General features: G+C 38.6%; 13 protein-coding genes and 1 pseudogene. 13 read left to right on the top strand and 1 reads right to left on the bottom strand.

From position 1 onward, the window contains the following. A pseudogene (locus F3D3_RS24300) lies at positions 1–231 on the bottom strand (hypothetical protein); the annotation flags it as partial. Between the two features lie 247 nt (positions 232–478). Between F3D3_RS24300 and F3D3_RS20410 the strand changes: the two are divergent. From F3D3_RS20410 to F3D3_RS20350, 13 genes are all read left to right on the top strand, one after another. After that, on the top strand, positions 479–1,312 hold the full coding sequence (locus tag F3D3_RS20410; RefSeq protein WP_069876286.1) for an HD-GYP domain-containing protein: 834 nt from the start codon (positions 479–481) through the stop codon (positions 1,310–1,312). Between the two features lie 90 nt (positions 1,313–1,402). Beyond that, the gene (locus tag F3D3_RS20405; RefSeq protein ID WP_069876285.1) at positions 1,403–5,563 is read left to right on the top strand and encodes a DUF445 family protein; all 4,161 of its coding nucleotides are present in this window, start codon (positions 1,403–1,405) and stop codon (positions 5,561–5,563) included. A 159-nt stretch (positions 5,564–5,722) separates the two neighbouring features. Next, complete coding sequence (locus tag F3D3_RS20400) at positions 5,723–5,965, top strand: GntR family transcriptional regulator (RefSeq protein ID WP_084389202.1); 243 nt, start codon at positions 5,723–5,725, stop codon at positions 5,963–5,965. Between the two features lie 227 nt (positions 5,966–6,192). Continuing rightward, the gene (locus F3D3_RS20395; protein ID WP_069876283.1) at positions 6,193–6,408 is read left to right on the top strand and encodes a helix-turn-helix transcriptional regulator; all 216 of its coding nucleotides are present in this window, start codon (positions 6,193–6,195) and stop codon (positions 6,406–6,408) included. A 4-nt stretch (positions 6,409–6,412) separates the two neighbouring features. After that, entirely contained in the window at positions 6,413–6,778 is a 366-nt protein-coding gene (locus tag F3D3_RS20390; RefSeq protein ID WP_069876282.1) for a hypothetical protein, read from the top strand. A 276-nt stretch (positions 6,779–7,054) separates the two neighbouring features. Beyond that, positions 7,055–9,085, top strand: a complete 2,031-nt coding sequence (locus F3D3_RS20385; protein WP_069876281.1) for an FAD-dependent oxidoreductase — start codon at positions 7,055–7,057, stop codon at positions 9,083–9,085. A gap of 385 nt (positions 9,086–9,470) precedes the next feature. Further along, the gene (locus F3D3_RS20380) at positions 9,471–10,094 is read left to right on the top strand and encodes a YitT family protein (RefSeq protein WP_069876280.1); all 624 of its coding nucleotides are present in this window, start codon (positions 9,471–9,473) and stop codon (positions 10,092–10,094) included. A gap of 173 nt (positions 10,095–10,267) precedes the next feature. Continuing rightward, complete coding sequence (locus F3D3_RS20375; protein ID WP_242877180.1) at positions 10,268–19,063, top strand: GH36-type glycosyl hydrolase domain-containing protein; 8,796 nt, start codon at positions 10,268–10,270, stop codon at positions 19,061–19,063. A gap of 283 nt (positions 19,064–19,346) precedes the next feature. Beyond that, on the top strand, positions 19,347–19,940 hold the full coding sequence (locus F3D3_RS20370; RefSeq protein WP_069876279.1) for a hypothetical protein: 594 nt from the start codon (positions 19,347–19,349) through the stop codon (positions 19,938–19,940). A 70-nt stretch (positions 19,941–20,010) separates the two neighbouring features. Further along, on the top strand, positions 20,011–21,570 hold the full coding sequence (locus F3D3_RS20365) for a ClC family H(+)/Cl(-) exchange transporter (RefSeq protein WP_069876278.1): 1,560 nt from the start codon (positions 20,011–20,013) through the stop codon (positions 21,568–21,570). A gap of 116 nt (positions 21,571–21,686) precedes the next feature. Beyond that, on the top strand, positions 21,687–23,480 hold the full coding sequence (locus F3D3_RS20360; protein WP_069876277.1) for a hypothetical protein: 1,794 nt from the start codon (positions 21,687–21,689) through the stop codon (positions 23,478–23,480). A gap of 620 nt (positions 23,481–24,100) precedes the next feature. Further along, positions 24,101–26,005, top strand: a complete 1,905-nt coding sequence (locus tag F3D3_RS20355; protein WP_069876276.1) for a translation factor GTPase family protein — start codon at positions 24,101–24,103, stop codon at positions 26,003–26,005. 153 nt (positions 26,006–26,158) lie between these two features. After that, complete coding sequence (locus F3D3_RS20350) at positions 26,159–26,944, top strand: DUF4405 domain-containing protein (protein ID WP_069876275.1); 786 nt, start codon at positions 26,159–26,161, stop codon at positions 26,942–26,944. Positions 26,945–26,975: the final 31 nt, after the last annotated feature.

Raw genomic sequence — 26,975 nt, 5'->3', positions numbered from 1 at the left:
GGCTAATAGAATGGCATGAGTTGTTTTACAAAATGAACAGATGACACGTCTGATGCGTAAGGTTACTGAAGCATCTTCATACTTAATATCACGGTTATAGTAACCATGAATAGACATGCATCCCGAATGGCCACAAATACATCCCAACTGATGATTCTGAAGATTATTTAGGACATTATCGTATAAAATTTGAGAAATAGGATTGCAATTATCCGTTAAAATCGTTATCATATGAATTGTTATAGACGAGGTCTATCTCCTCTCTGTAATGAGTTTCAGCAGAAGTCAAACTTTGGTCGGGGAGACTTCTGTTGTATGAATGAAACTTAATGTATTCATGATAACATAAGAAGTTAGCGAATAAAATAATTTGATGCATCATGCAACAGATTAAAATGTCCACTAACTTCTTTTATTTTGACTGAGATAGGGTTATTCAAAAGTAAATAATGTGCGGGATAACAATAAGGCTGCGGAAATGATTAAAAAGGCGGTTAGAGAGGAGGACATCATTGCTAGAATCGGTGGGGATGAATTTGTACTCATATTGCCAAAGACTTCATCAAATGAAACGGTAAAGATAGCAAATCACATCAAAAATCTGACAACGAAAGAAGTTGTCGCGAATATAGAATTATCTATATCTTATGGATATGACACAAAAGAAGCATCAAATATATCAATATCAGAAATTGTCGTCAATGCGGAAAACTACATGTATAAGCAGAAACTTTTTGAACGCACCAGCATAAGGAGCAAAACAATTGAACTGATTATGAACACTTTGTTTGATAAAAGCAAGAATGAGCAGCAACATTCAAATAGAGTAAGTCGTATTTGCCAAGCAATTGCGATGAAAATGGAGTTAGATCAGAATACGATCAATCAAATGCGAGTTGTTGGATTTATGCATGACATTGGAAAAATAGGCATTGAGGAAGAAATTCTAAATAAAACAAGCAGTTTAACCAGTACAGAAAGAATCGATATTGAAAGACATCCCGAAATTGGTTGGCGACTTCTGAGTTCAACAAATGAATTTTCAGAAATTGCACAATTTGTCATTAACCATCATGAAAAATGGGACGGAAGTGGGTATCCAAACGGATTGAGTGGTGAGGCGATACCGCTTGAATCTAGAATAATTGCTTTAGCAGAATCTTATGATACGATGACTAGAACAAGCAAGTATGAGAAAAAGTCAACCATGGAAGAGGCGGTAAAGGAGTTGCAGAACTGTTCAGGTACGCATTTCGACCCTAAAGTTGTCGATGTTTTTCTTGAAATTGTGATGTTAGATAACAACATTTAGTAGTGTTTAACCAAAGGATAAAGTGATAAACTCTAAGCATGAGTCTGGCGAAAAATTCAAAACTGCTTCGTATCATAAAGGGAGAAATCTATGTTTAGTTTGCCCAATTTAGCCATTCAGATTATCGCGGGTGGATTTGTGGGATTTATAACAAATACATTTGCCATCAATATGCTTTTTAAAGAATATACACGGTTTAAGTTTGGTGGGGTAATCAAGAAGACCAAAGATGAATTTATCGTGAATATTAGTCAGCTGGTTGAAGATAGTATTATTACTCATGAAACGGTGCATAAAGAATTTTCTAAAGATACGTTTAGAGAGACTATTAAAATTGTCCTAGATGATATCTTAGAAAAGTCACTAGATAAAACACTTGGCGATGTAAAATTGGGTGAAATGCCCGCCTTTGATGCGTTTGTTAAAAATGTAAAGCAGAATTTTGAACCGGATATTGATCAAGGGATACAAGATATTCTGGGTGCGTTGTTGGGGCTTACGAATTTTAAGGATACCATAAGCACTGAGAATCTTTCAAACCTAATCGAAGCAGTTAGCAAGAGAGCTTCGCAAACGATCGAGCATACGGACATCTTTGAAACAATCATGCATAGCATCATTAATCACATGCAAGAGGTGAAGGGCTCAACATTGCTTAATGAAAGGGTAATAGACACGATTAAGAGTAAACTGAATGAATTTCTCAACATCCAAAATAACAATTATACTCAGCAACATCGTGACTATTTAATTTCAAATATAAACGTGATTTTCGATGCGTTGAATATTGAAACACTTATTTTAACAGAATATGAACGCGCTTTAGACATCAACTTGAAAAATTTGCTTTTTAATCCCAAAGAGCATCATGCCAAGCAATATATTGATGTTAAAATCGACAATTTATTGAACTCAAATGATGTTGAACGCTTACTTAGTGATTTGATAGATGCGTTTATAATGTACCTTTCTAAAATGGATAAAACAATATTTGATGTGGTCTCCTTGACCTTTGATGATCGGCTTGAGAAATTTATGAGCAAATTATTGCCTATATTGTTTAGTGAAGCGGCACTTTTTATTAAAAAGTATTCAGCTGAACTCGATGGTATTATTATTGATACTTTAGATCAATCCATAGAGAGTTCAACGGGTTTCAGATCCTATTTGGTTAAATTGATCAAGAAATCTTTACTCGATTATCTAAAAAATAAATCTGCACCCACAAAGGTGATTATTGAAATTTTAGAGGCGCAAGATGAAGCAGAAATTAAACGCTTAAGCGATAAGATCATTGCGTTTGTGAAGCATAGAAAAATCAGTGAAATCGCCAAGATTCTCGTTGACAATAAATCGATTGATTCTGATAAAATTGCCCGTTATATTCTCAAATATATAAGTAAAATATTAAAAAAATTACCGACAGATGGATCGGATAAATTCACCAATAAAACGATCAAAGTTTACATGAGCCAAGAGGTTGATCAGAAGATCAGACGGTGGATTGAAAATTCTGCACGTTCATTTATAATGGATTTGTTGGTTAAAGCATCGAATTTAAACCGATTGACGACAAGTTTGATTAACACTTTAACTCAGCATCTTGAGAATGCGTCTCTAAAAGCGTTTTGTACATCTCACGAAGCTTCAATAACAGCCTATCTAAAGTCAGAGGCATTAAATCAACTTAGAAATTGTGACGCAAATCGATCAAACTGGGCAGCGGGTCAACTTAAAAAGACATTTGATGACAAACCACTAGACGCACTGATCCCTAAAGATGTGATTCTAACCATTGGAAACACTTTTAATAATCTGGCTAAGGATCACATAGGGAACACCTTAGACACACTTAGTACCTATGAGGTGAAAAATGCTAAAAGCTTGACACATAAAGTGGACCATTTAACAGGTAAAATGAGCCGTTATTTACATGTGTTGATTGGGGACCATTTAGAAAAAATCATGCAAGGGAATGTAAAAAATCTCGTTAAAGACAATCTGAACAAATATAGTGCAGATGAAATTTGTGATCTGGTTCATGGCTTTATGGGAAAAGAGCTCAAGCCAATTACACGTTTAGGTGCCCTTTTTGGTGGGTTAGTCGGTATTATTCCAGGACTCTTTCAAAGTGTTGGCAGTTTTGATCCAAGGATGATCATAATGAATGTCATTATTTTTGCGTTTGTGGGTTGGTTCACAAATGTGCTTGCGATTGAAATGCTATTTAAACCCTACACTCGCAATAAAATTTTGGGCAATATTCCGTATTTCAAGAGGTTCTCAGTGGGTTTTATCATCAAGAATAAGCAGGACTTTGCCGTGAACATGGCACATTTTGTTAAGAATGATTTGCTTGATGTTGATGGGATTGAAGAGAAGCTCGAAGTTTTTTATTCAAGTTATAAAGCGATATTGATTGAACGTTCAAGAGAAGATGGCATCAAGTATGTATTGGATTTTTTAGAGAAAAACAAAACAGAACATATCCATTGGATGAAAGAAAAATTGTTGCTTAGCCTAAATCAGAAGAAAGCAGAAATTGCCACTAAAATTATGGCTGTGATTGATAATTACAAATTTGGGGATGACCTTATTGTTTCCATGAGTGATCTGGTTGTTAAAGCGGTCGTTGACAACACGGATAAGATTAATGATGCAATCAATGACTTGCTATTTGAACTCACAACCACTCATAGGCTCAATGATTTTATTGTAAAGCAGATGGCGGATTGGGATATTTCAACTTTTGGAGAAATTGGTGCTGCTCAAATGATGGATCGATTAAAAAAGGACATCAAAGTAGATGAGTTGGTGGTTGCATTTTACAACAAAAATCGCGACAAAAGATTAAGTGATTTGATTGGCCCTACGATTTCGGATCAGGTTGTGTCACCAATTATTGATTATTTATTATCTAAAGAAAATTTAGAAAAAATATATTCTGCTGTGACGTCGTTCTTTCAAACTGAGTTTAACAAGGATCAAACGATTGATCAGGCATGGCATGGCGCGATTAAAAAGTACGGGGATCGGTTGATTTCGGAATTTTTCACCTCTTCAAATGAGTCACTCGTTAAGTTTATAGACAACCATAAAAAAGAATTTTCAATTTTTGTGAATCAAAAGATTTTGGATGATTTAAGTATCTTCAAAAAATGGGGCTACAATGTTTTGAACCTGAATCATCTGGTTGAAAATACTGTTAATGACTTGGTTAAAGGACCAGTCCCTGAGTTTATTGATAAAACAAGAAATGACCTAGAAAGTTTGGTGTTTAATCTTGTTGAAAAATCGGTTTACTCTGTGAAAATCAGTAAAATTGACAATTTCATAGAAAAAACGGGCTTTGATAGCATCATAACGACATTTATCGATAAGGAAGATGAGCATTCTACGGTTAAGAAAAGTTTGGTAAACATTTTGGGTACGATTGCAGATGAGCTTGGAAAGGTGCACTTATTTACAGTGGCTGAAATTTTTGACCTTGACTCAAAACAGAAGATGAAAGCGCGATTTGAGCAGAAATTTCTATATGCTAAAAAAGTGATGACTGATGTGTTTGATAAGGAACAAAAGAAGTTAAAGAAGCAAGTGGGTGAACTCATTCATCATTATCTTTTCGATGTTAAAGTGCATTGTAGCGATTCGAAAGTACTGATTTTTAATAAAACCGAGGCGCATAAGAACGATTTACACCATTTAGTAGGTGCGACTGGGTTTTATGATAAGATGCATCATATAGTGCGCGATAACACTTACAAGGCTTTAAGTGCGTTTGCCTACAATCAATCCGTAGCAGAGTTGATCGGGAATGATCGGCTCGACGCCGTGCTCTCTGATGGCCTTGAGAACATTTTAGCAAAAGAGGATTTTGATGACAGTTTGGAAGAATTCATAGGTATGTACTATTCTGTGTTACTTGAAAAGTTTCTGGATACCGTTCCTGATGCGTTTATAAATGCGAGTTTGTCCTATTTAACGGATGCAGCGTTTGTATCAATTAAGCCCAACATGGACAAAATTCTCTCGGACATTAATTTTGATCGGATAACAGAAAAGGCAATTAACAACATGAGTGGTAAGGAAATTCATAAATTGTTTTATGATTTTGCAGGCAGGTATTTCAAGAAGCTCAAATTATATGGCGTATATGGTGGTTTTTTTGGGATTAATTCACTCCTGGGTATCATAGTAGGTATCCCTTTTGTTGCGTATGAAGCTTTGAGTGGCAAGCGTAAGAAGAAGTGAGTAATTCTGATTTGGATTAAGACGGTTCAATTTTAGTGCGATTGCCGTGGGGCACAAAGGCTTTGAAGAAACAGCCTACTACCTAAAGCTCACAACGGAAAGATTCCCTTATATCAAGAATGAATTAAAAAAATCATGCTATAATCATCTAAATGTATAATGAGCGTGAGTGTATCAAAAGTGAGCAAAACGGTAGAGCTAGACTGGGTACCAGATAAACAGTGCAAGGAACCTATGTATAGGCAAATTGTTGACTATATCAGTACCAAAATATCAAGAGGAGATTGGACAATTGGAAGTGCTCTACCACCACAAAGGCTAATGGCAGAAATATTTGGAGTCAATAGAAGTACTGTTGTTGCCGCTTTAGCCGAACTTGAATTTGCTATAAATCTTGTCTAAGGAAGTCGATTGTGCAAAGTCGACTTCCCTTTTTTTCAGTAAAATTAAACTTAGAATACGAATTACCAATAGGCTCGTAGGTAAGCGTGTCAATCTGACTTTCAGTCAAGTTAATTCATCGAGATGTCAAGTAAACTTATCGAGATGTCAAGTCAACTTATCGATATGACAAGTTGACCTGACATCTTTTCATTAAAGATGTATCCTAATGACATGGAGGTGGTTTATTGGATGACAGGGTAATTTTTAAAAATAGACTTAAGCTGGCTCGAGTGGAGAGGAACTTATCACAGGAACAGCTGGCAAACCTAGCGGGTGTATCCCGTCAGACGATCAGTTCGATTGAAACGGGACAATATAGTCCTACAGCAAAGCTGGCGTTAATATTATGTCGGAGACTTGAAAAAACGTTTGAAGAGGTTTTCTACCTCGAGGAGGAATAGACTAATGCATAAATCGGAATCGACAAATTTAAATAAACGTTCTAAGCATGATAAAGCACTCTTGTATGGACGTGTGGATGAGCGCACTAAACAAATCGTCAATCAGGGGGATGCTTATATGGGCCGATTTGCGTTGTTTGCAATTCTGATAGCCGTCATGGTGAGAGGTCTGCCTCACAACATAGGCTTTATTCATGACAATTGGGATCTTATGGGCATTGTGATTATAGGGAGCTTTATCTCCACAGCATATCAAATTAAATACAAGGTGATCTTTAATGAAAATCGGTTAAAAAGTTTTGGTTTTATAGTCGGTATGATGGGGTTATGTGCAATCATAGCTTTCATTGCAGTACATCAATTTTTATAGCATCCCGATAGGCTTGAAATATCCTCGCCAGGATTAGTATTAACGGGTATATCATAAGGTTAGCGTTCTTGTTCGGCATACACAACTTTGACACCCTAACCAATCATAATCAATTGTAAACTTTTTTGATTAGGATTGACAACAGATAGAATAACCATTAAAATGTAGATACACCCCATGGGTATGGGGGTGCAAGAAGAGAAAAAAGTTAAAAAGTAAATTCGAAGTTAATAGTCTTTGATTTTCTCTAAAAATACATTAAATGAGGAGTTTTATATGGAAAAAATAGTTATTATTGGTGGTGTAGCAGCTGGTGCGACCGCTGCAGCAAAAGTGAGAAGACTTTCAGCAGATGCAGAAATTACAATCCTAGAAGCGGGTGCAGATATATCATTTGCAAACTGTGGATTGCCATACTATATTGGCGGGGATATCAAAAGTCGTTCAAAATTAATTTTACAGAGTCCAGAGAGCTTTAATGATCAGTATCAAACGACAGTTCATATCCATACAACTGCAACGTCAATTGATAGAGCAAGTAAAGTTGTGCATACTTCAGATTCCAGGACGGGTAAAAAGAATCAATTTGAGTATACAAAGCTTATTTTAGCTCAAGGTGGTAAGCCGATAGCACCACCACTTCTAGGTGCAGATCAAGAGCACGTTTTTCAACTTTGGACTCTAGACGATATGGATAAAATTGATGCCTTTATAACAAATAAGCAGCCTAAAACAGCAGTTGTTGTAGGCGGGGGCTTTATAGGGCTTGAGATGACAGAAGCTCTTGCTAAAAGAGGCCTGAAAGTCTCTGTAGTGGAAATGATGCCGCATGTCATGGGGATTATGGAAGCTGAAATATCAGGTTTTATTCAAGAAGAATTGATTGCATATGATGTGGATTTATACACCAATAAAGCACTCTCTGAGATTCATGCAAGCAGTGTGCTTCTTAACGATGGCACAAAGGTTACTGCAGACATGGTCTTATTATCAATTGGTGTACGCCCTACTTTGAAGCTTGCGCAAGAAACGGGTCTTGAAATGGGACCTGCAGGTGGCATATTAGTGGATTCCACATTAAAAACCAGTGATGATAACATCTATGCTGCTGGGGATATGATCGAATTAGAGCACCGCGTACTCGGCAAAAAAGTGCGTATTCCACTTGCTGGTCCAGCGAATCGACAAGGTCGAATCGCTGCAGAAAATGCACTTGGTCAAAGACATGAATATAAAGGGTCTATTGGGACATCAATCGTCAGAGTTTTTGAAGCAGTAGCAGGTATTACGGGGATTTCGTTAAAGGCTGCAAGAGCTGAAGGCATTAATGCAGATGCGATTGTTATTCATAAAGAAAATCATACTTCTTATTATCCAGGTGCAGAGCTTGTAACCGTTCTTGTGGTTTATGATAAAGAGACGGGCATTATACTTGGGGGTCAAACGGCAGGTTATGCTGGTGCTGATAGAAGACTTGATGTTTTAGCAACTGCCGTATCTGCTAAGCTCACAGTTTCTGATTTAGCAGATATGGATTTTGCTTATTCGCCACCACTTGGCAATGCAAATGATGCGATTAATATGGCAGCATATGTTGCTGAAAATAGAATTTCAGGTTTTTCGCCTACACTTACGATCCATGAACTAGATGACTATTTAGAGGAGAAAAGCGCACTTTGGATCGACGTTCGAGACGTGTTTTCATTTGAAAAAGCACATGTTGAAGGTGCTGTTAATATACCACTAGAAATGCTTGCTTCAACGCTTGATAAATTACAAAAGGATCAGTTGACCTTTGTTTATGATGAAACAGGTAAAAAAGGGCATCAAGCATTACGTACTTTAGTAGGTGCTGGCTTTACAAATGTACTCAATGTGAGCGGTGGCTTTATAAGTCTCTCAAACTATGCTAGAGCCATTAAGCCATTAAACTTTGTTCTTAATTTACCCGCGCCAGAGGCGAAAAAACTTGGAGAAACCAACACGGAAGAGAAAGCTAAAGATGTTAAAGAAGAAGTAAAAGCAGTAAAGGCAGAAGTTCAGACTGGACCATTGATTATCGATGTACGCTCTGAAGATGAGTATGCATATGGTGCTTATCCAGGTGCGATCAACATTCCACTAGACGAACTCGAATATAGAGCAAGCGAGCTTCAAGACAAAGATAGAAAGATTATTCTTTACTGTGCATCAGGTGCAAGAAGTGCCTATGCATTACAAATTTTAATGGCTATGGGTTTCACTAACTCTGAAAATGGCGGTGGACTTGCTAGAATGATGGCACGTTATAGAAGTACAGCAAAATAGTAAAAAAGGTAAAGCCACTTGGCAACGCTGCTAAGTGGCTTTTGTTTTGCTGTGATAGGGTTAAAATGACCTTATACTTTAGTGTTTCTTGTAAGTACTGTTGTAAATTTGGTGAACTTTGATGAGAGAATCCTTCTCTGGCTCAATATGTAAAAATACAGTGATTTTCACGGGTTTTTTTTTCATGGACACGTCCTCCTTTATACTAGATATTTTACCACAATATAGGTATTTGTCAAATAAAAGGAGTGGTTAAAATTCAAAAAAATATTATGAAATGTCAAAAGAGGTTGTGGTTCCTCTTCCGTCGGGTTAAAAAATAAGTTACAAAAGCACACCGATGTTCTATAATATTAATAATGAGATTTTTAGAGGAGAATTTGATATGAATGAAAAACAAAAACGAATTTTTATGACCGTTGTAGGGGTGTTGATTACGGGGTTTAGCGTAGGTATTTTCAACCTTGCGCTGTTTGGAATGGACCCGTTTCAAGTATTTGCTCACGGTATTTGGAATCATACATCGATTGGATTTGGAACCTTTTATACGATTTTAAATTTATTGATGCTCATAGGCATATTCTTTATTGATAAAACCAAGATTGGATTGGGTACAGTCATCAATATTTTCTTGCTTGGATATGTGGTTCAATTCTCGTCATGGCTCTTTAATTTTTGGATACCAGCCCCATCACTGCTCATCAGGGGCATTTCATTGATTATAGGCATTTTGGTCATTTGCTTCGGTTCAGCACTGTATTTTACGGGGGACTTAGGTGTTTCGACTTATGATGCTGTTGCTCTGATTATGACAGAAAAAAAAGTTGCAAAGTTTCAGTATTGTCGAATGGGCACAGACTTACTCTGTACGGTAATAGGCTTTTTACTTGGGGCGACAGTGGGTGTTGGCACACTGGTAACAGCCTTTTTTATGGGACCGATCATAGCCTTTTTTAATAGGACGATTGCAATTCCGTTTCGATATGGTAAAAATATTGCCACAAATTGACAAAGTCCTCTAATAAGCGTATACTTTAAAGTAGGAACATTAGCGGTGACAAATGTTACGGAACAATAGATTAAGCTTCAAGCCACTTATTTTATATAAGTGGCTTTTTTCATAAGGATAGGATGTTGTCCCCTCAATGGTTAAGAAATACCCAGTGGAAAGAAGGTATTGTATTGAATGATTCAACGTGGATTCAGATAGGCATTTTTGCGGTAGTTATACTATCGGTTATCATGCTTTTTTTACGTTTAAGAAAAAACAGAGACCTAAACATACGTTATGCCTCATTAACTGTTGAAGAACTTGAAAAGCGTGCTAAAAGAATGGCTCAAGATCATGCTGTATCGGTTAAGCGGAATGTGCTAAATTGGCCAATGACTCGAATGAATGATAATTATGATTTGATTTTATCGCTTTACAAGAGTCTAAATGACGATGTGAATCAAAAAAAATCTGTTCCTCCAGCGGCTGAATGGCTCCTTGACAATTTCTATATCATAGAAGAGCAAGTCAAGGGTGTTCGAGGTGCGCTTACTAAAAAAAACTACTATAAGCTACCAGTCCTTAAAAAAGGGCCATTTAAAGGCTATACACGTATATTTGCCATCGCTATAGAGTTTATTTCTCTAGTAGATGGTCAAGTTGAAGAAAGTACACTTCTTAAATATTTGGAAGCTTATCAATCTCACAGCATTCTTTTCGATAGAGAGATTCGGGTTCTGCCCATTATGATGCGGATTGCTTTAATCGAGCATGTTCGAATGATTTGTGAAAAAATAAAGGATACACAAAGGGAATGGAACAAAGCGGATGTGCTCATAGATAAATACTGGTCAGATGAAGTCAATGATCTTGAAAAAATGATGACGCTGTTTATAAGCACCCTTGAAAAAGATGACGAGGCCAATCCAACTTTTGTAGAACATTTATTTTACCGTTTAAGAAGATCAGGCCGTAGCTATTCAAACGTGCTCAGAGGCATTGATGAAATACTTGATAAATATGGCATGACTGCAGAACTTATCGCCCAAAGGGAGCATAATGCACAAGCGGTGAGCACGGTCTCATTTGGCAACTGTATTATGAGTTTAAAATACGTATCGAATCTAAATTGGAGTTATTTTTTTGAATCTGCAAGTTTCGTCGAAAGAATTCTTCAAACGGATCCCGATGAGACTTATTTGGCGATGGATGAAACCTCACGTGGATATTACTTAAGACAGATTGAGACACTGGCGAGAGCCTATCGCGTCTCAGAAATTCATATAGCAAGGGAAGCTATTGAATTGGCTAACAAAGAAGCACTTACAGGCAATTCTCAAAACGAAACTCAAAATATGTACAATCGCAAAATACACGTGGGCTATTATTTACTGGGTGATGGTGTCAAACAACTTGAAGAGGCCCAAAGAAGCAACACAAATTTACGAAATCGGTTGAAAAAAAAGGCGAATAGAAATCCCGGAAGGCTCTATGCCGGCGCTATAAGTTTTATGATGGTGTTATTAATGTTGCTCGCTGCGCGTTATGGCTTTAAAAAATTAGAAGGCAGATCGCTATGGCTTTTATGGGGTGTGATTACAGTGGCGTTCATACCCGCATCTGAGATGGCGATCACTCTGGTGAATTGGATCGTCACTTTGCTTAAGAAACCTGCACTATTTCCAAGACTTGAGTTAAAAGAAGGCATTCCAGAAGCATTAGGCACTATGGTCGTGATTCCGGTCCTGCTCAACAATGTGGATCGTGTTTCAGAACTCATCAAACATCTTGAGAGCCATTATCTTTCCAATCCAGAAAAGAATCTCTATTTTGCTCTAATTGGTGCGTTTAAAGATTCAAAGGGCCCAAATACACAAAAGGATCATCCTATATTAGTCAAAGCAGAAAAGGGTATTAAAGCATTAAATTTAAGATATGCAAAAGACAATGAAACGATCTTTTATTTCTATCATAGACTGAGCGTTCACAATACAAATGATAACACTTGGACAGGATGGGAGCGCAAAAGAGGCGCACTTATGGAATTCAATGAGATGTTACTCGGCTCAGATGAAACCAGCTTCTGTGAGTATTCGGACAACATAATGCCAAAATCCAAAATCAAATACATCATCACGTTAGATGCAGATACCATACTGCCACTTGGAATGGCAAAGCAGATGATTGGCACTATGGCGCATCCACTGAACACGCCGATCGTCGATCCCAATAGAGGGATCGTAGTGCAGGGCTATGGGTTAATGCAACCTAGAATTTCATATGATATTGAAAGTGCAAATTGTTCTCTGTTCTCAAGGATTCTAACGGGTCAAGAAGGGATGGATCCCTATGCCAGTGCGATTTCAGACGTTTATCAAGATTTATTCGGCGAAGGCGTTTTCACAGGAAAGGGCATTTACGATCTTCGCGTTTTCCATTCGGTTTTAAAAGATATTGTGCCAGAAAATGCTGTGTTAAGTCATGACTTACTTGAAGGCTCTTATGTGAGAGCGGCTCTAGTTTCTGATTTAGAATTGGTGGATTCTTATCCAACGAAGTACAATGCCTATATGACTAGGCTTCACAGGTGGGTACGCGGAGACTGGCAACTTTTGCCTTGGCTCGGAAAAACCATCCACAACAGAAATTTAATCAAGGTGACCAATCCGATTTCTAAGATTTCCAAATGGAAAATCACCGATAACCTTAGAAGAAGCCTTGTGGCCCCTTCTTTAATGCTTTTATGGATTTCAGGATTTAGTATATTGCCAGGGAGTGCTTGGTTTTGGACAGGGTATGGGCTCATGGTTATGGGACTGCCGCTCCTCATTCACATCTTTAGTGAACTGGTATCAGATGCACCGATATTTAATCCTGTAAAGCGTCATATCAGAGGTTTTTTTGGCATTAAGTCCTCATTATTTCAACTGATATTTACCATCGTATTTTTGCCTTATCAATCCGTATTGGTTCTCAATGCCATAGGCATAACGCTGTATCGAGTGCTTTTTTCAAGAAAAAAAATGCTGGAATGGGTGACTTCGGATGATGCCGAAAGGTTTCAAAGCAATACGCTTATGAATTATGTGGTGTCCATGGGACCAAGTCTTATACTGGGCGTGCTCATTGTCGTCTCGGCGCGTTTTGTGAAGCCTGAGTACATGAACTTAAGTGTTATTTTGATGGGTTTTTGGTTGACTTCACCTTTGATCGCCTATGTGATCAGTAAGAATTGCGATCAAAATACCAAATTGCTTGAACCTGAGGCATTGCTAGAGCTCAGAAAGATCGCACGAAAAACATGGCGCTATTTTGAAGAATTTGCAAATGATAAAAACAATGGACTGGCGCCCGATAATTTTCAAGAAGAGCCCAATCGCGGTGTGGCTTATAGAACGTCGCCTACGAATATCGGACTTGGACTACTTGCAACCTTATCCGCAAGGGATATGGGCTATATAGGCACTTTGGAAATGTCAAAAAGGTTGACCCAAACCCTATCCACGATTGAAAAGCTTGAGAAATGGAACGGTCATCTCTACAACTGGTATGATACACGCACTTTAGAACCACTGAGACCACGTTATATTTCCACGGTGGATAGTGGGAACTATGTTTGTTACTTGATGACTTTAGCACAGGGATTAAAGGCACTCTATAAAAAACCTGTGGTGGATGCCGCGTATATAAGAGGTCTGGAAGATACCCTTCAAAATGCGTTGGTAAGTGGTAAAGACAATCCACTGGAGCAGTTCGGATTTGATAAAAATAGCTTTACAGAAGGGATTGATCTTCATACTTGGGAGAGGTCACTCAGCCATTTGCTGGGCAGTACTGAACTTTTAGAACTAGAGTCTAAACTTTGGCGAGTAAGAACCTTTGAGTTACTGAAATCACTGAAAAGTGAAGTGCTTAGCTTCTCACCGTGGCTGGATCAGATCAATCAAATGCCAAGTGTCTTGCTGACTGAAACCTTTGAGGACCCTATGCGACCTCTTTTAAAGTTGCTGAAATTCAACGTTAACCTTGGAGATGTATCTAGTAGAAACACAGCCCTCTTGACTCAGATTGATGAATTGCTTCAATGGTTGGATGCATCTGATATGACAGCATTATCAGCGGGACCAGAACTGCCAGCTGGACCAGCGCTACCGACGGCTGTTCAATGGCTTAACGATCTAAAAGTTTCCGTGGAAACCGCACAAAGTTTCGCGCAGAATTTTATCAACGGACTGGAAACCATGATCGCTTGGGTAGACCGTTTGGCGATCGAGACTCGTTTTTCAGTGCTCTTTGAGCATCGGAGACAACTCTTTTCCATCGGCTATAACATAGAAGACAATCGTATGACCAATTCTTACTATGATCTACTTGCATCAGAGGCGAGACAGGCGAGTTATATCGCCATAGCAAGGGGAGAAGTGCCTCCAAAACATTGGTTTATGCTAGGTCGAGCGCTGACGGTAGTCAATCGTTACAAAGGGCTGGTCTCTTGGAGCGGCACCATGTTTGAGTACTTGATGCCTTTATTGATCATGAAAAGTTATAAGAATACATTACTAGATGAAACGTATTCGTTTGTCATCAAATGTCAGAAAAAATATGCCAAAGAGAGACAAATGCCTTGGGGCATATCTGAATCTGCATTTAATTCTCTGGACATACATTTGGATTATCAATACAAAGCCATTGGAATCCCATGGATTGGGCTTAAAAGAGGCCTTATTGAAGATGCGGTTACTGCGCCTTATGCGACTTTTTTGGCATTAATGGTAGCGCCTTTCGAAGCTTATGAAAATATCAAAACTTTGAATTCACAGGGGCTTGAGGGTCCTTATGGGTACTATGAAGCTGCGGATTATACGCCTGAAAGACTCACCTTTGATCAAAAACATGTGGTCATCAAAAGTTATATGGCACATCATCAAGGGATGAGTTTATTGGCGCTTACCAATTATTTAAACGACAACATCATGCAAACAAGGTTTTCAGAAGATCCGTATGCAAATGCAGCGCGACTGTTACTTCAAGAACGAGTTCCCACAAATGCAGTGTTGAGCAAAGATAATAAAGAAAAAATCATGCCATTCAAAGGCTTGGTGTATAGAGATAAAGGCTCGTATAGACGTTTTACAGAATTGAATAAACCGCTTCCGATGGCACATATTCTATCGAATGGCAGTTATTTTGTGATGGTCACCGATAGAGGGACTGGCTACAGCAAGGGAAGGGTGAGTGCTGTAACCCGATGGAGAGAAGATCCCGTTATTGACAATTACGGTATGTTCTTTTATGTAAAAAATAAAAATACGAACCAAATTTGGTCGACGACGTATTGTCCGCTTAAAACGCGCCCAGATGTTTATGAAGTCGTTTTTACAGCAGACAAAGCGGTTTATAAGAGAACTGATGAAAACATCGAAACCACCACAGAGGTGATTGTCACTTCAGCAGATAATGCCGAGATCAGAAGAATCAAGCTTAAAAATAATGGAGAGGATACTTGTATACTTGAACTGACAAGCTTCTTTGAAGTCGTCTTGGCATCGCAAGCCAGTGATGTTGCACATCCAGCGTTCGGAAACTTGTTCGTTGAAACAGAATATAATAGCACCTTTAATGCACTCTTAGCGCATAGACGTCCTAGAAGTGTTGAAGAGAACACCTTATGGGTGGCTCACATGCCTGTTGTTGATGGCGAAACGGTGGGTGAATTTCAGTATGAGACAGATCGTGTACAGTTTATAGGTCGTGATCGAACGGTAAAAAATCCAATCATGCTTGAACGCGATAAGCCTTTATCAGGAACTGTGGGGACGGTTCTTGACCCTGCGCTGAGCTTAAGACTTCAATTAAAAATAGAGGCTGGCAGATCAGCTCGAATTTCATTTGTGACGATGGTTGCGGATAGTAAAGAAGGTATTTTGGAATTGATGGAAAAGTATGCGAATTTAGAAACCTGTGATGCTTCGTTTTGGCTTGCCTTTGCAAGGAGTGAAGTAGAATCTAAATACCTTAACATAAAAGCGGCAGATATGGAACTTTATCAAAATATGATTAAGGACATTTTGTATTTAAGTCCAATTAGGAGAATGTATCGTCAAATGATTAGTGTGAATCACAAAGGACAGTCCTCACTGTGGTCTTATGGTATTTCGGGAGATCAACCTATTATTTTGGTTATTCTCGAAAAAACGGATGAAGTTGAAATTCTCTTTGAATTGCTCAAAGCACATGAATTTTGGCGATTAAAAGATATAAAAGTCAATCTGGTGATTCTCATTAATGAAGAGAATAGTTACACCAATCCTTTGTCCGAATTGGTTAAAGAAATTGTGTACGATAACCAAACCAGTGGTGTATTAAATCACCTCGAAGACGTCTTTATTCTCAATACAAATAACATGGCAGAGGGTGATGTCGATTTGTTAAGCGCCATCGCACGCTTGATTTTCAAGGGCAATGGGAAGACGATGTCTGAACAACTTATGTTGGAAGAACCGCTTGAGCTGTCACCAATATTAGAACCCGTATTAAATCTGGTGGCAGATCAACCTCAGAATAATCTTCAGCAGTTGAGTCATATTCATCCCAACCTTCATTTTTTCAATGGCTTAGGGGGCTTTAGTCAAGCGGGGGACGCCTACATCATACAGCTTGAAAGTGGGCAGACAACACCTGCACCTTGGTCTAATGTCATTTCAAATCCTAAATTTGGATTTATGGTGACGGAATCAGGCGGCGGTTACACTTGGAGCGGCAACAGTCGCGAGCATAAATTGACACCATGGAGTAATGACTCTGTAAGTGATCAACCTGGAGAAATATTTTATATGAGAGATGAAGCACTCCACATTTGGTCGTTAACGCCTGAACCGATTAGAGAAGAAACACCTTACAGAATCGAACACGGTTTTGGCTATACAGAATTTAAGCACAACAGTCATGGCATTGCACAAAAGCTTGTGCAATTTGTGCCACTTGAAGATCGCGTGAAAATCAATCTGATTGATTTGAAAAATGAAGGTGACGTGGAGCGAAATCTTTCGATCACTTATTACGCAACGCCGGTTCTCGGTGTTGAACCCAGCGTGACGGGATTACACTTGATGAGCTCACAACTGGAAAACGGGACTTTAACAGTGGAAAATCCTTATAATCAAGAATTTATAGATGAAAAGATGTACATGGATGTCTCTATGCCGGATAGAACTGTCACTGGAGATCGTCATGAGTTTTACGGCCATGAGTGTACGGGCTCACTTGAGACATTGAGACGTGCCGGACTTTCAGGGACAGTTGGCGCTGGATACAATGCCTGCATGGCTATGCAAGTCAATGTATCCATACCACCAGGCGAAACGCTAAAATTGGTCTATGTATTGGGTGTCAGCTCGGGCGAAGCGGCTGTCTTAAATGAAGCGAAACAATATCTAGAGTATGATGTGGCATACGAGGCACTCAATCAGGTCATTGCATTTTGGAAGCAAAAGTTACAAGTGGTTCAAATTCAGACACCAGAATCTTCTATGAATCTGATGCTCAATGGTTGGTTGCTCTATCAAGTTATATCATGCCGACTATGGAGTCGGGCTGCTTTTTATCAGTCAGGTGGGGCCTTTGGTTTTCGGGATCAACTTCAAGACAGTCTTGCTATAGCAGCGATTTGGCCTGAAATTGCGAAAGCACAAATTCTAAAACACGCACAGCATCAATTTAGAGAAGGGGACGTGTTACATTGGTGGCATGAACCGACCAATAAAGGCATGAGAACACGCATCTCGGATGATTATCTGTGGTTGCCTTATGTCACAGCAGAGTATGTTAAAATTACGGGTGATGTGTCCATTTTAGAGTGTGAAGTTCCCTTTGTGGTCGATGATATTCTAAAAGAGTATGAAGAAGAAAGATATTGCACACCAAAATATTCTGAAGAGTTGGGGACACTATATGCACATTGTATGCTCTCATTAGAACATGGGTTAAACTTTGGGGAACATGGGTTGCCGCTCATGGGCACTGGTGACTGGAATGATGGCATGAATACAGTGGGGAACGGACAAAAGGGTGAAAGCGTTTGGCTTGCATGGTTCCTCTATACGACGCTCCAAAATTTTATGCCAATATGCATCCAAAAAGGCGATTTCGAGAGTGTACAGCGCTATGTTGAGATTTGCACGGGGCTTGTAAGTGCTGTTGAAAAAGAAGCTTGGGATGGCGACTGGTATAAACGTGCATTCTTCGATAATGGTGATGTCTTGGGTTCTGCACAAAACAGCGAATGTAAAATTGATTCTCTGGCACAGACTTGGGCGGTACTCTCTGGTGCAGGCAATCCAGTAAGAGTTGAACGGGCTATGCATGCTCTTGAAGACTATTTGGTCATGAAAGAAGAAGGGCTGATCAAATTGTTGACACCACCTTTCTATGAGGGTGATTTAGAGCCAGGTTATATCAAAGGCTATGTGCCAGGAGTCCGCGAAAATGGTGGACAATATACGCATGCAGCAGCATGGGTGGTTGCCGCTTTTGCAAAACTGGGTAACGGCGATAAGGCGCATGAATTGTTCGAACTCATCAATCCGGTCAACCATACGCGGACAAATCATGAAGTTTCCATTTATAAAGTGGAGCCTTATGTTATGGCAGCGGATGTTTACAGCAGCTATCCACATGTGGGCAGAGGGGGATGGACATGGTATACAGGTTCAGCCAGCTGGATGTATAAAGTGGGTGTCGAAAATATACTTGGGTTTAATAAAGAAGGCGATAACCTCATAATCAACCCATGTGTGCCTAAAAAATGGGCAGATTTTTATATGAAATATCAGTTTATTGATACCACCTATGAAATTAAGGTTTTAAATCCAAATCATATCAGCCAAGGGGTTCAGAAGACGTCTTTGGACGGTGTTGTACAGAAGCAGAATGTGATCCAGATGATTAATGATGGCGGCAATCATTGGGTTGAAATCATAATGGGATAAGCACAAGTTTAAGTCTCATTCCTAATTCGGTGGGAGTCCAAACTCCCGCTGGATGCAATTCGATAGGATTGCGTAAGGTTTATGAAGGTAGCGAAGCGGACTGAGTATACGCTTTGATAGTGCTCAAAAAAACAAATAAAGTCAATTAATCGCTCTTTTTCAGACAATTCAGACATGGTAAAATCTTAGAATACATGTGATAAAACAACTATTTCACATCTGTTTTCAGAATTGATAAAGCTTTAAACAGCGTCTGGAGTCATAAAATGGGGGAGGATTATAAATGCGTATAAATCAAGTATCTAATCAAGTATCTAATCAAGTATTTAATCAAGAAAAAGAGGTATATGAAGATTTGGCGGCATTGATGAATGCTGCAGAAATGTATTTAGCGCTATTTCCAATTGATTGTAGTATCGTTATAGAAGATAAAGAAGGCTGTATTGTCAAATATATTCCTGCAAGGAGTTTTGATATTGGGTTAAAAGAAGGCAATAAAGCAGTGCCCAATAGTGCAGTGGATAAAGTGCTTAAATCCAAAACAGACTATATGCATATCGTGCCGAAAGAAAGATTTGGAATTCCCGTTAAATCTATTGGAAAACCTGTTATGAAGAATGGAATACTCATTGGTGCTATCATATTGGTTATGACACTTGAGGTTCAGAATACGCTACATGTATCTGCTCAAGCCATCACAGAGGGGACAGAAAAAACCACTGCAATTCGGAAGGAAACGCGTGATATTATGGCTTCTATAGAAGAAGCTTTAATATTGGGCGATCAGCAATTAAAAGCTTCTGAAGAGGTTGCACAGGATATGGAAGAGCTTACGCAATCCGCATATGAAGTTGAAAAAATAGCAGATCAATTATGATGCACAGGATAGAATCATAGTGTATAATAATATTGAAATAAGGATTATAGTCATTTAAAGAGGTGAAGAAATGGGTAATAATTACGAAAGCATCACCTCGCATGATGCGAGGCGAATTCCGATTATACTTCAAAGTATTTTAGTAGGGGCCCTTGCGGGTGGTGTTGTTGTCTTTTACAGGCTTATTTTAACGCGGGCAGAAACCTATGCATTTGGTATATATGCTTATGTAGGCGAGCATATTAAGTTTATCCCGATACTCTTTTTAGCGCTCATATTAGCAGGTTTCTTGCTATCCTATTTGACTCAAAAAAATAAGATGATTCGGGGGAGTGGTATTCCCCAAGTAAAAGGTATTCTAATGGGATACTTTAATCAAAATTGGTGGCATACTCTTTTGTGCAAATTTGCAGGTGGCACTGTGGCAATCCTAGGAGGCCTTTCGCTTGGGCGAGAAGGGCCATCCATACAGCTTGGTGCAAGTATTGCAGAAGGTATCGGGAATAAAACAGGTAAAAGCCGAATGGAGCGCAAAATTTTAATCGCAAGCGGCGCAAGTGCTGGCCTTGCAGCAGCGTTTAATGCACCACTTGCAGGGGTTATGTTCGCACTGGAAGAAATTTTTAAATATTTTTCACCTATAATTCTTTTATCGACAATGGGCGCTGCAGTTGTAGCCGATTTTATTTCTAAAAATTTTTTTGGTTTAGAGCCTGTCTTTAATTTAGAAGTGACAGGCTTATTAGGCTTACAAGAATATTGGCTTATAATTGTTTTGAGCATCGTGGTCGGCGTTTTGGGTGCGTTTTATAATACAGTGCTCATCTATTCACAGAAACTTTATCAAAAGATGCCTTTTTTAAAGGATCATAATAGAATCGTGGTGCCTTTTGTCTGTGCGGGTTTAGTAGGGCTCTATTTTCCTTATATTCTAGGGAGTGGGCATCATATGTTCAGTTTGTTGACGCCTGATTCGGGGATAGGCTTCTTAGTCGTTTTACTAATCTTAAAATTTTTATTTTCAATGATTAGCTTTGGTTCTGGAGCACCAGGAGGCATATTTTTTCCATTATTAGTACTTGGCGCTACAATTGGAGCCATTTTTGCGAAGATCAGTATTTTATATTTTGGATTGTCACCAGCACTTTTTGACAATATCATCATTCTCGCTATGGCGGGATTTTTCGCGGCAATTGTGCGTGCGCCCATAACAGGGATTGTACTCATTATGGAAATGACAGGTTCACTTAGCCATATGCTGTCTCTGACGATCGTTTCAATGGGTGCTTTTATCATAGCAGATCAATTAAAAAGTTTACCTATCTATGATGCGCTTCTGGATAATCTCACGACAGAACATCAGCTTGAAGATCACGAAGAGCACACTAAAAAGATCATTATCGAAAGCATTGTACGTCATGATTCCATCTTTGAAAATAAAACAGTGCGTGATGTACCTTGGCCTAAGAACTGTCTGCTGGTGAGCGTTAAACGGGGTGAAAGAGAATTCATTCCCAAAGGGGATACAATCATAAAGGTAGGCGACTACATGTTTATCCTAACCGCGATTAACAATGAATGGCAGAATCGTAAATGGCTTGACCAAATGAATGAAGTAAAAGTCAATTAGATTAAGATATCAATAGATGTCTTAATCTAATTTTTTGCTAACTTTAATGAAATTATAAGTGTTATCATGCTAGAATTAAGAGTAGTGATTTTTTTATTTGGAGAGGAGTGACTAAATTGAACAAATTCAAAAGCAATTATTTAACAACAGGTCTGATCTGCTTATTGATGGTTCTAATGATGAACGTCAGTATGGCGGCGGCAGAAACGGAAACTGGAACTGAAACTAAGGTTAAAGCAGAAACTGAAATTAAAGTTAAAGCTGAAAATGAAACGCGGCAGGAAACACGCCAAGAAGATTTAGATTTTCTTTATGAGAACCTAAAGACCTATCATCCGAACCTGTTTGCAAATGCGTCAGAAGAAAATTTCTTATCGTTAAAAAGGGCAATTGAATCTCGCTTAGAAACGGAAAGCAACGTTGATTTTGTTCTAGACTTACAGAGCCTGGTTGCTCTTGTGGGAGATTCTCACACAAACCGGTCCATCAGCAGTATTGCCGATGAAACGCATTTTTACCCTATGAAAATTTCTTGGTTTGACGGGGCGTGGGTTTTGAGTACCACAGAAAAGGGTCATGAGGATTTTCTTGGAAACCAAGTCGTTGCAATTAATGGTTTTACCATGGATCAAGTTCTAGAACGCTTTTCAAAATTTATGAGCGCGGATACGGCTGTAAAACTGAGACGCACTTATGGACAGTCGAGCTATATAGAAGCGCTTTACAGATATGCAGGGATTATGGATGAAGATGCGTCTTTGAAGCTTTCTCTTTTGGATAGCGAAGGCCATGAAAAAAGTCTCGTATTAAATGCTGTAGATGCTGAAAGTTTAAAAGCGCTTTCTGTGGTATCTTTAAGTGATCTTCGTGAGAAAAAACCATTTACCGATAGTATGAGTAAATACTATGCGTCAAAGTCTTTAAATGACAATACTTATTATATTCAGTACAATCGTTGTGTAGAGGATCCAGATTTATCAATGACACAATTTTGCAACCAAGTTAAATCAGATTTAGGCAATGGCAATTATCAGTGTATATTGGTAGATTTACGGAAGAATGGCGGCGGATCGGATGGCGTGATATACCCACTTTTGATGTTGCTCAGAGAAGAGATGGACACAAAAGGTGTGAAAGTAGTTACTTTAATAGGTGAAACGACATTTTCTTCGGCGATCATTAATGCGGTGGAACTACAGGAAATGGGTAGTGTATTAGTGGGTGAACCCACCAGTGGTAGTGTAGATCACTTTGGTTCTGTAAATGGATTTGAATTACCGAATTCGGGGATTAAAGTACAGGTTTCTTCAAAATTTATTGGGTTGAGCGATTATTTTGACGCGGCAGCGGGTATGGATACGGTCTCTTTGATACCAGATGTGGAGATGCCTCAAACTTTGGCGGATTATCTATTAGGTGTAGATACTTGTGTGGAGCAGTTATTAACAGATTCTACATTGCCCCAAATAGCAGAGCGGGAGTGGGTACCTTTAACGCGTGCTCGATTTGTGGGGATGCTCTACAAAGCAGCTGGTAGCCCAAAACAAATGGTAAATGAAAATACTTTTGCCGATCTTTTGGGATTTGAGTGGTATTTACCTGCAGTAGACTGGGCTGTAAACGAAAAAATCACATCAGGCACTGGGGATCATCGATTTTCAAGTGCGCGTGTGCTAACCTGGCAGGAAGTCGCGGTATTCTTAGTGCGCTCTGCAAAAGCGATGGATCTAGAACCCAAAATAACGAGAGAGAGTCAACTGCCAGAAGTGCTTGTCCTTGGTGCTTGGGATTTGGAATCAATAGAAATGGTTTGGAAATGGGGGCTTTTACCTGAGAACGCAAACTTCAATATGCCACCGACCCGCTTGCAAGGCAATGCCATGGTTGAGGCGTTATTAATGGCGCAGTGAGCCAAAAACGAAAGATGAACCTTCGTAAAGGTCCATTCAATCGATGTTTAATTTACCCGAGCGATTAAACTCTGATAAATTGGAAATGTTTATTACTGTCATTATATACAAAAAAATTGGAAATCGCAATAGGGAATTTAAACAAGGACAACTTAATTTTAATATCACAATTCTACCTTGTCATCAATAGAGCGTTATATTTTAATACAAGATCATTACAAGTTTATGACAAAAGAGATGTGTTATTGAATTTTCTATTATGTTTTGCTATCCTTATAAAGACGAATACATTTAGTATTCAAATAAACGAATGGAGGCCATAAATATGACATGTACAAATTTATCAAAGGACAATTTGACACTAATTTTGCATGATATTTATGACTTAGGATAAAGTGATACGTTTTTTGGCGTTCAAATTATGAATCCTAACCACAGGCATAAATGTCTGTGGTTTTTTTATGTAAATCATGAGTTTTCGTCTAGCTTCGAGCAGGAAAGTTTAACCTGTTCAATCGGTTAGACGAGAACAGGTCCGACAAAGCAAGTTTTTGTGGATAATGATGCCTAAAATTAGTGTGGACAACAGCTAATGATTAAGTATAAAAGAGGAGCATATTTTGAATCAAAAAATGATTAATATCGGTATAGTGGCACATGTAGATGCTGGAAAAACAACGATTACAGAACAATTTTTATATAAAAGTGGCGTCATTAGAACGCTGGGCAGGGTAGATAATGGCGATACCGTAACGGATAGTTTAAGCGTAGAAAAAGCACATGGGATCACGGTTCGAACTTCCACAGTATCCTTTGACTGGAAATCGACACAAATCAATTTATTGGATACACCAGGGCATATGGATTTTATAGCAGAAGTGGAGCGTTCCTTATCGGTATTAGATGGCGCCATATTAGCGATTTCGGCTAAAGAAGGGGTCCAAATTCAAACCCGAATTATATTTGAGGCTCTTGTGCGCCTTAAAATGCCAACGGTTATTTTCATCAACAAAGTAGATCGAATGGGTGTTGATCTTGAAGCTGTTTATCATGATATAGAGGAGATGCTGACATCAGAGATCATCACGTTAAACAAGGTGGATCATACCAGTCAGAGAGATTTTAATTTGATGGATTGTTGGCAGGATTCTAAAGAGAAAATTAAACTTATGGAATTTGCAGCATTGTTGGATCGGGAATTATTAGAAAAATATGCAAATGGCATTCTATTGACACAAATGGAAGTGGAACAAACGTTAATTAAAGCCTTTATGAAGCTGAAAGTATTTCCAATACTTCACGGCTCTGCACTTCATGGTCGGGGCATTATAGAACTATTAGATTTTATCACCAAGTGGCTTTCCCCAAGAAAGACAGAAAGTTTATATGGACGTGTCTACAAAATCGATCGAGATCGTAAAGGACAGCGACGCTGTCATGTAAGACTGTATGGGGGCCAAATCAAAGTTAGAGAGACTTGTAAAATAAAGGGAAATGAGCAGTTGTTAAAAGTAGCGCAATTGGGCGCCTTTAATGGTGGTAAACTACATTTTGTGGATCAACTCAGTGCGTGCGAGGTTGGGGTGATTTATTCTAATCAGTTAAAAATTGAAGACTGTATTGTGGCAGATGCGCCATCACAAGAGAACTTATTACACGAGGAACTTTATAATGATAAAGTGAATATTGCATCACCTCTACTCAAAGCGGCTATGGTCTATGAAGATCTTGGTCAAAGAAAAGAATTGCTTGAAGCGCTAAGTCAACTCACCGATGAAGATCCTTTCCTTAATTATAGTATTAACGCAAAAACGGATGAAATAGAAGTCAAAATTTTTGGCAACGTACAGCGTGAAATATTAGAGAGCATTTTACAAGAACGATTTGATATAAAAGTTCATATTTCTGAAACGGTAACTATTTATAAAGAGAAACCCTTATCAGAGGCCGAACACACAATTTACATGTATAAAGAGGGGAACCACTTAGCAGCAACCATTGGTTTAAAGCTTGAGCCACTGGCAATCCATTCAGGATTTAAATTTGAAACGCGCGTTTCTTTTGGCGATTTAAAAAAGCCTTTTCAAAATGCAGTTGAAGAGGGGGTGAGAGCTGCGTTAAGCAGTGGCCTTGAGGGCTGGGAGCTCACCGATTTGAAAGTTACTTTTTTCTATTCAGAGTTTAACAGTGTTGACAGCACGCCATCAGACTTTAGAAAATTGGCGCCAGAAGTTTTAAAATGTGCACTTGAGAAGAGTGGCACAATGCTTTTAGAGCCACTTTTAAAATTTGAGTTAAAAGTACCAGAGGAAAATGTGGGAAAAGCGATGTCAGACATATTAAAAATGAGAGGTGAAGTCCTCGAAACCAAGTGTTTACAGGAAGTCTATTCTTTAAAGGGCATTGTTCCAGTGGATGCGTCTAAGGACTATTTGATGACTTTATTAAACGATACCAGTGGAAAAGGCATTTTTGTTACCTCTTTTTATGGTTACAGGGAAGTTGAATCCTTATCTACGCTTTGAGTGTAGGGCATTTAAATGTGTTATTGTGTTGTGTGAGTACCTATTTTTTTAAACTTAAGAATGAAGCCTTATTTTTTTAGGGTTAGTTTATCTTTATTTAAGAAAATACATTTATCATTATAAAAAACAGATTAATGATAAAGAGGTATGTACATGAAGAAAAAACACTTTAAAATGGTACTGGACATTCTTATGTTAGTTGGAGTTGCTTTGTTTTACAATAAGCTTACAGTGAGTTTGGCATTTCATGAGATCGGTGGGCTTGTTATATGCGGCTTATTTCTCATCCATATTGGCTTGAACTTTCCATGGATTAAAGGTGTAACGCCGAGAATTTTCTCTAAAAAATTGCCACTTAAAACGCGCATTGGGTTTATCATCAATCTTTTACTGCTCATAAGCTTCTTTATGATTGCACTAAGCGGCATAATGATTTCAAAGACCATATTGACGCAGATCTCAAGCCGAGCACTGAACTGGAAGACGATTCATTATTTTGCGAGTTCGGTGAGCATTATTTTATTAGGTATTCATATTGGATTACACGCAAATTATATAAAGGGGATGGTAAAAAAGCAATTTCATATTTCTCGGCGCGTTCGTACCCCAATCATAGTCGTAGTACTAATGATGGTGATGGGTTTTGGCTTATACAATGTGGTTTCAACCAGTTTTACCAAATGGCTCGCAATGCCTTTTGGTACGACGACAGAAAGGCGCCCCCCTACAGATTCTGACCGTGGGGATCGTGTAGAGGCCAATAATCAAATTGAAGGCTTGAAAAGCAAGACACATACTCAGCCGGTCATGGAAACGAGTGTCGTAAAGGGACTCAATCAAGAGACCATATTCAGTTCGATGATTCTGACATTTGCCCTATTCACAGCTGGAATAGAAAGCTTGATAAAAAGGCGCAAAAGCGTAACAAAAAATGCCTAATGGGTATACAAAATAAGATATTATGATACAA

This window comes from Fusibacter sp. 3D3 (genome assembly GCF_001748365.1).
In the GTDB taxonomy this organism is placed as follows: domain Bacteria; phylum Bacillota; class Clostridia; order Peptostreptococcales; family Acidaminobacteraceae; genus Fusibacter_A.
The sequence above is the reverse complement of the archived record's forward strand: the minus strand, read 5'-3'. Positions and strand labels throughout refer to the sequence as shown.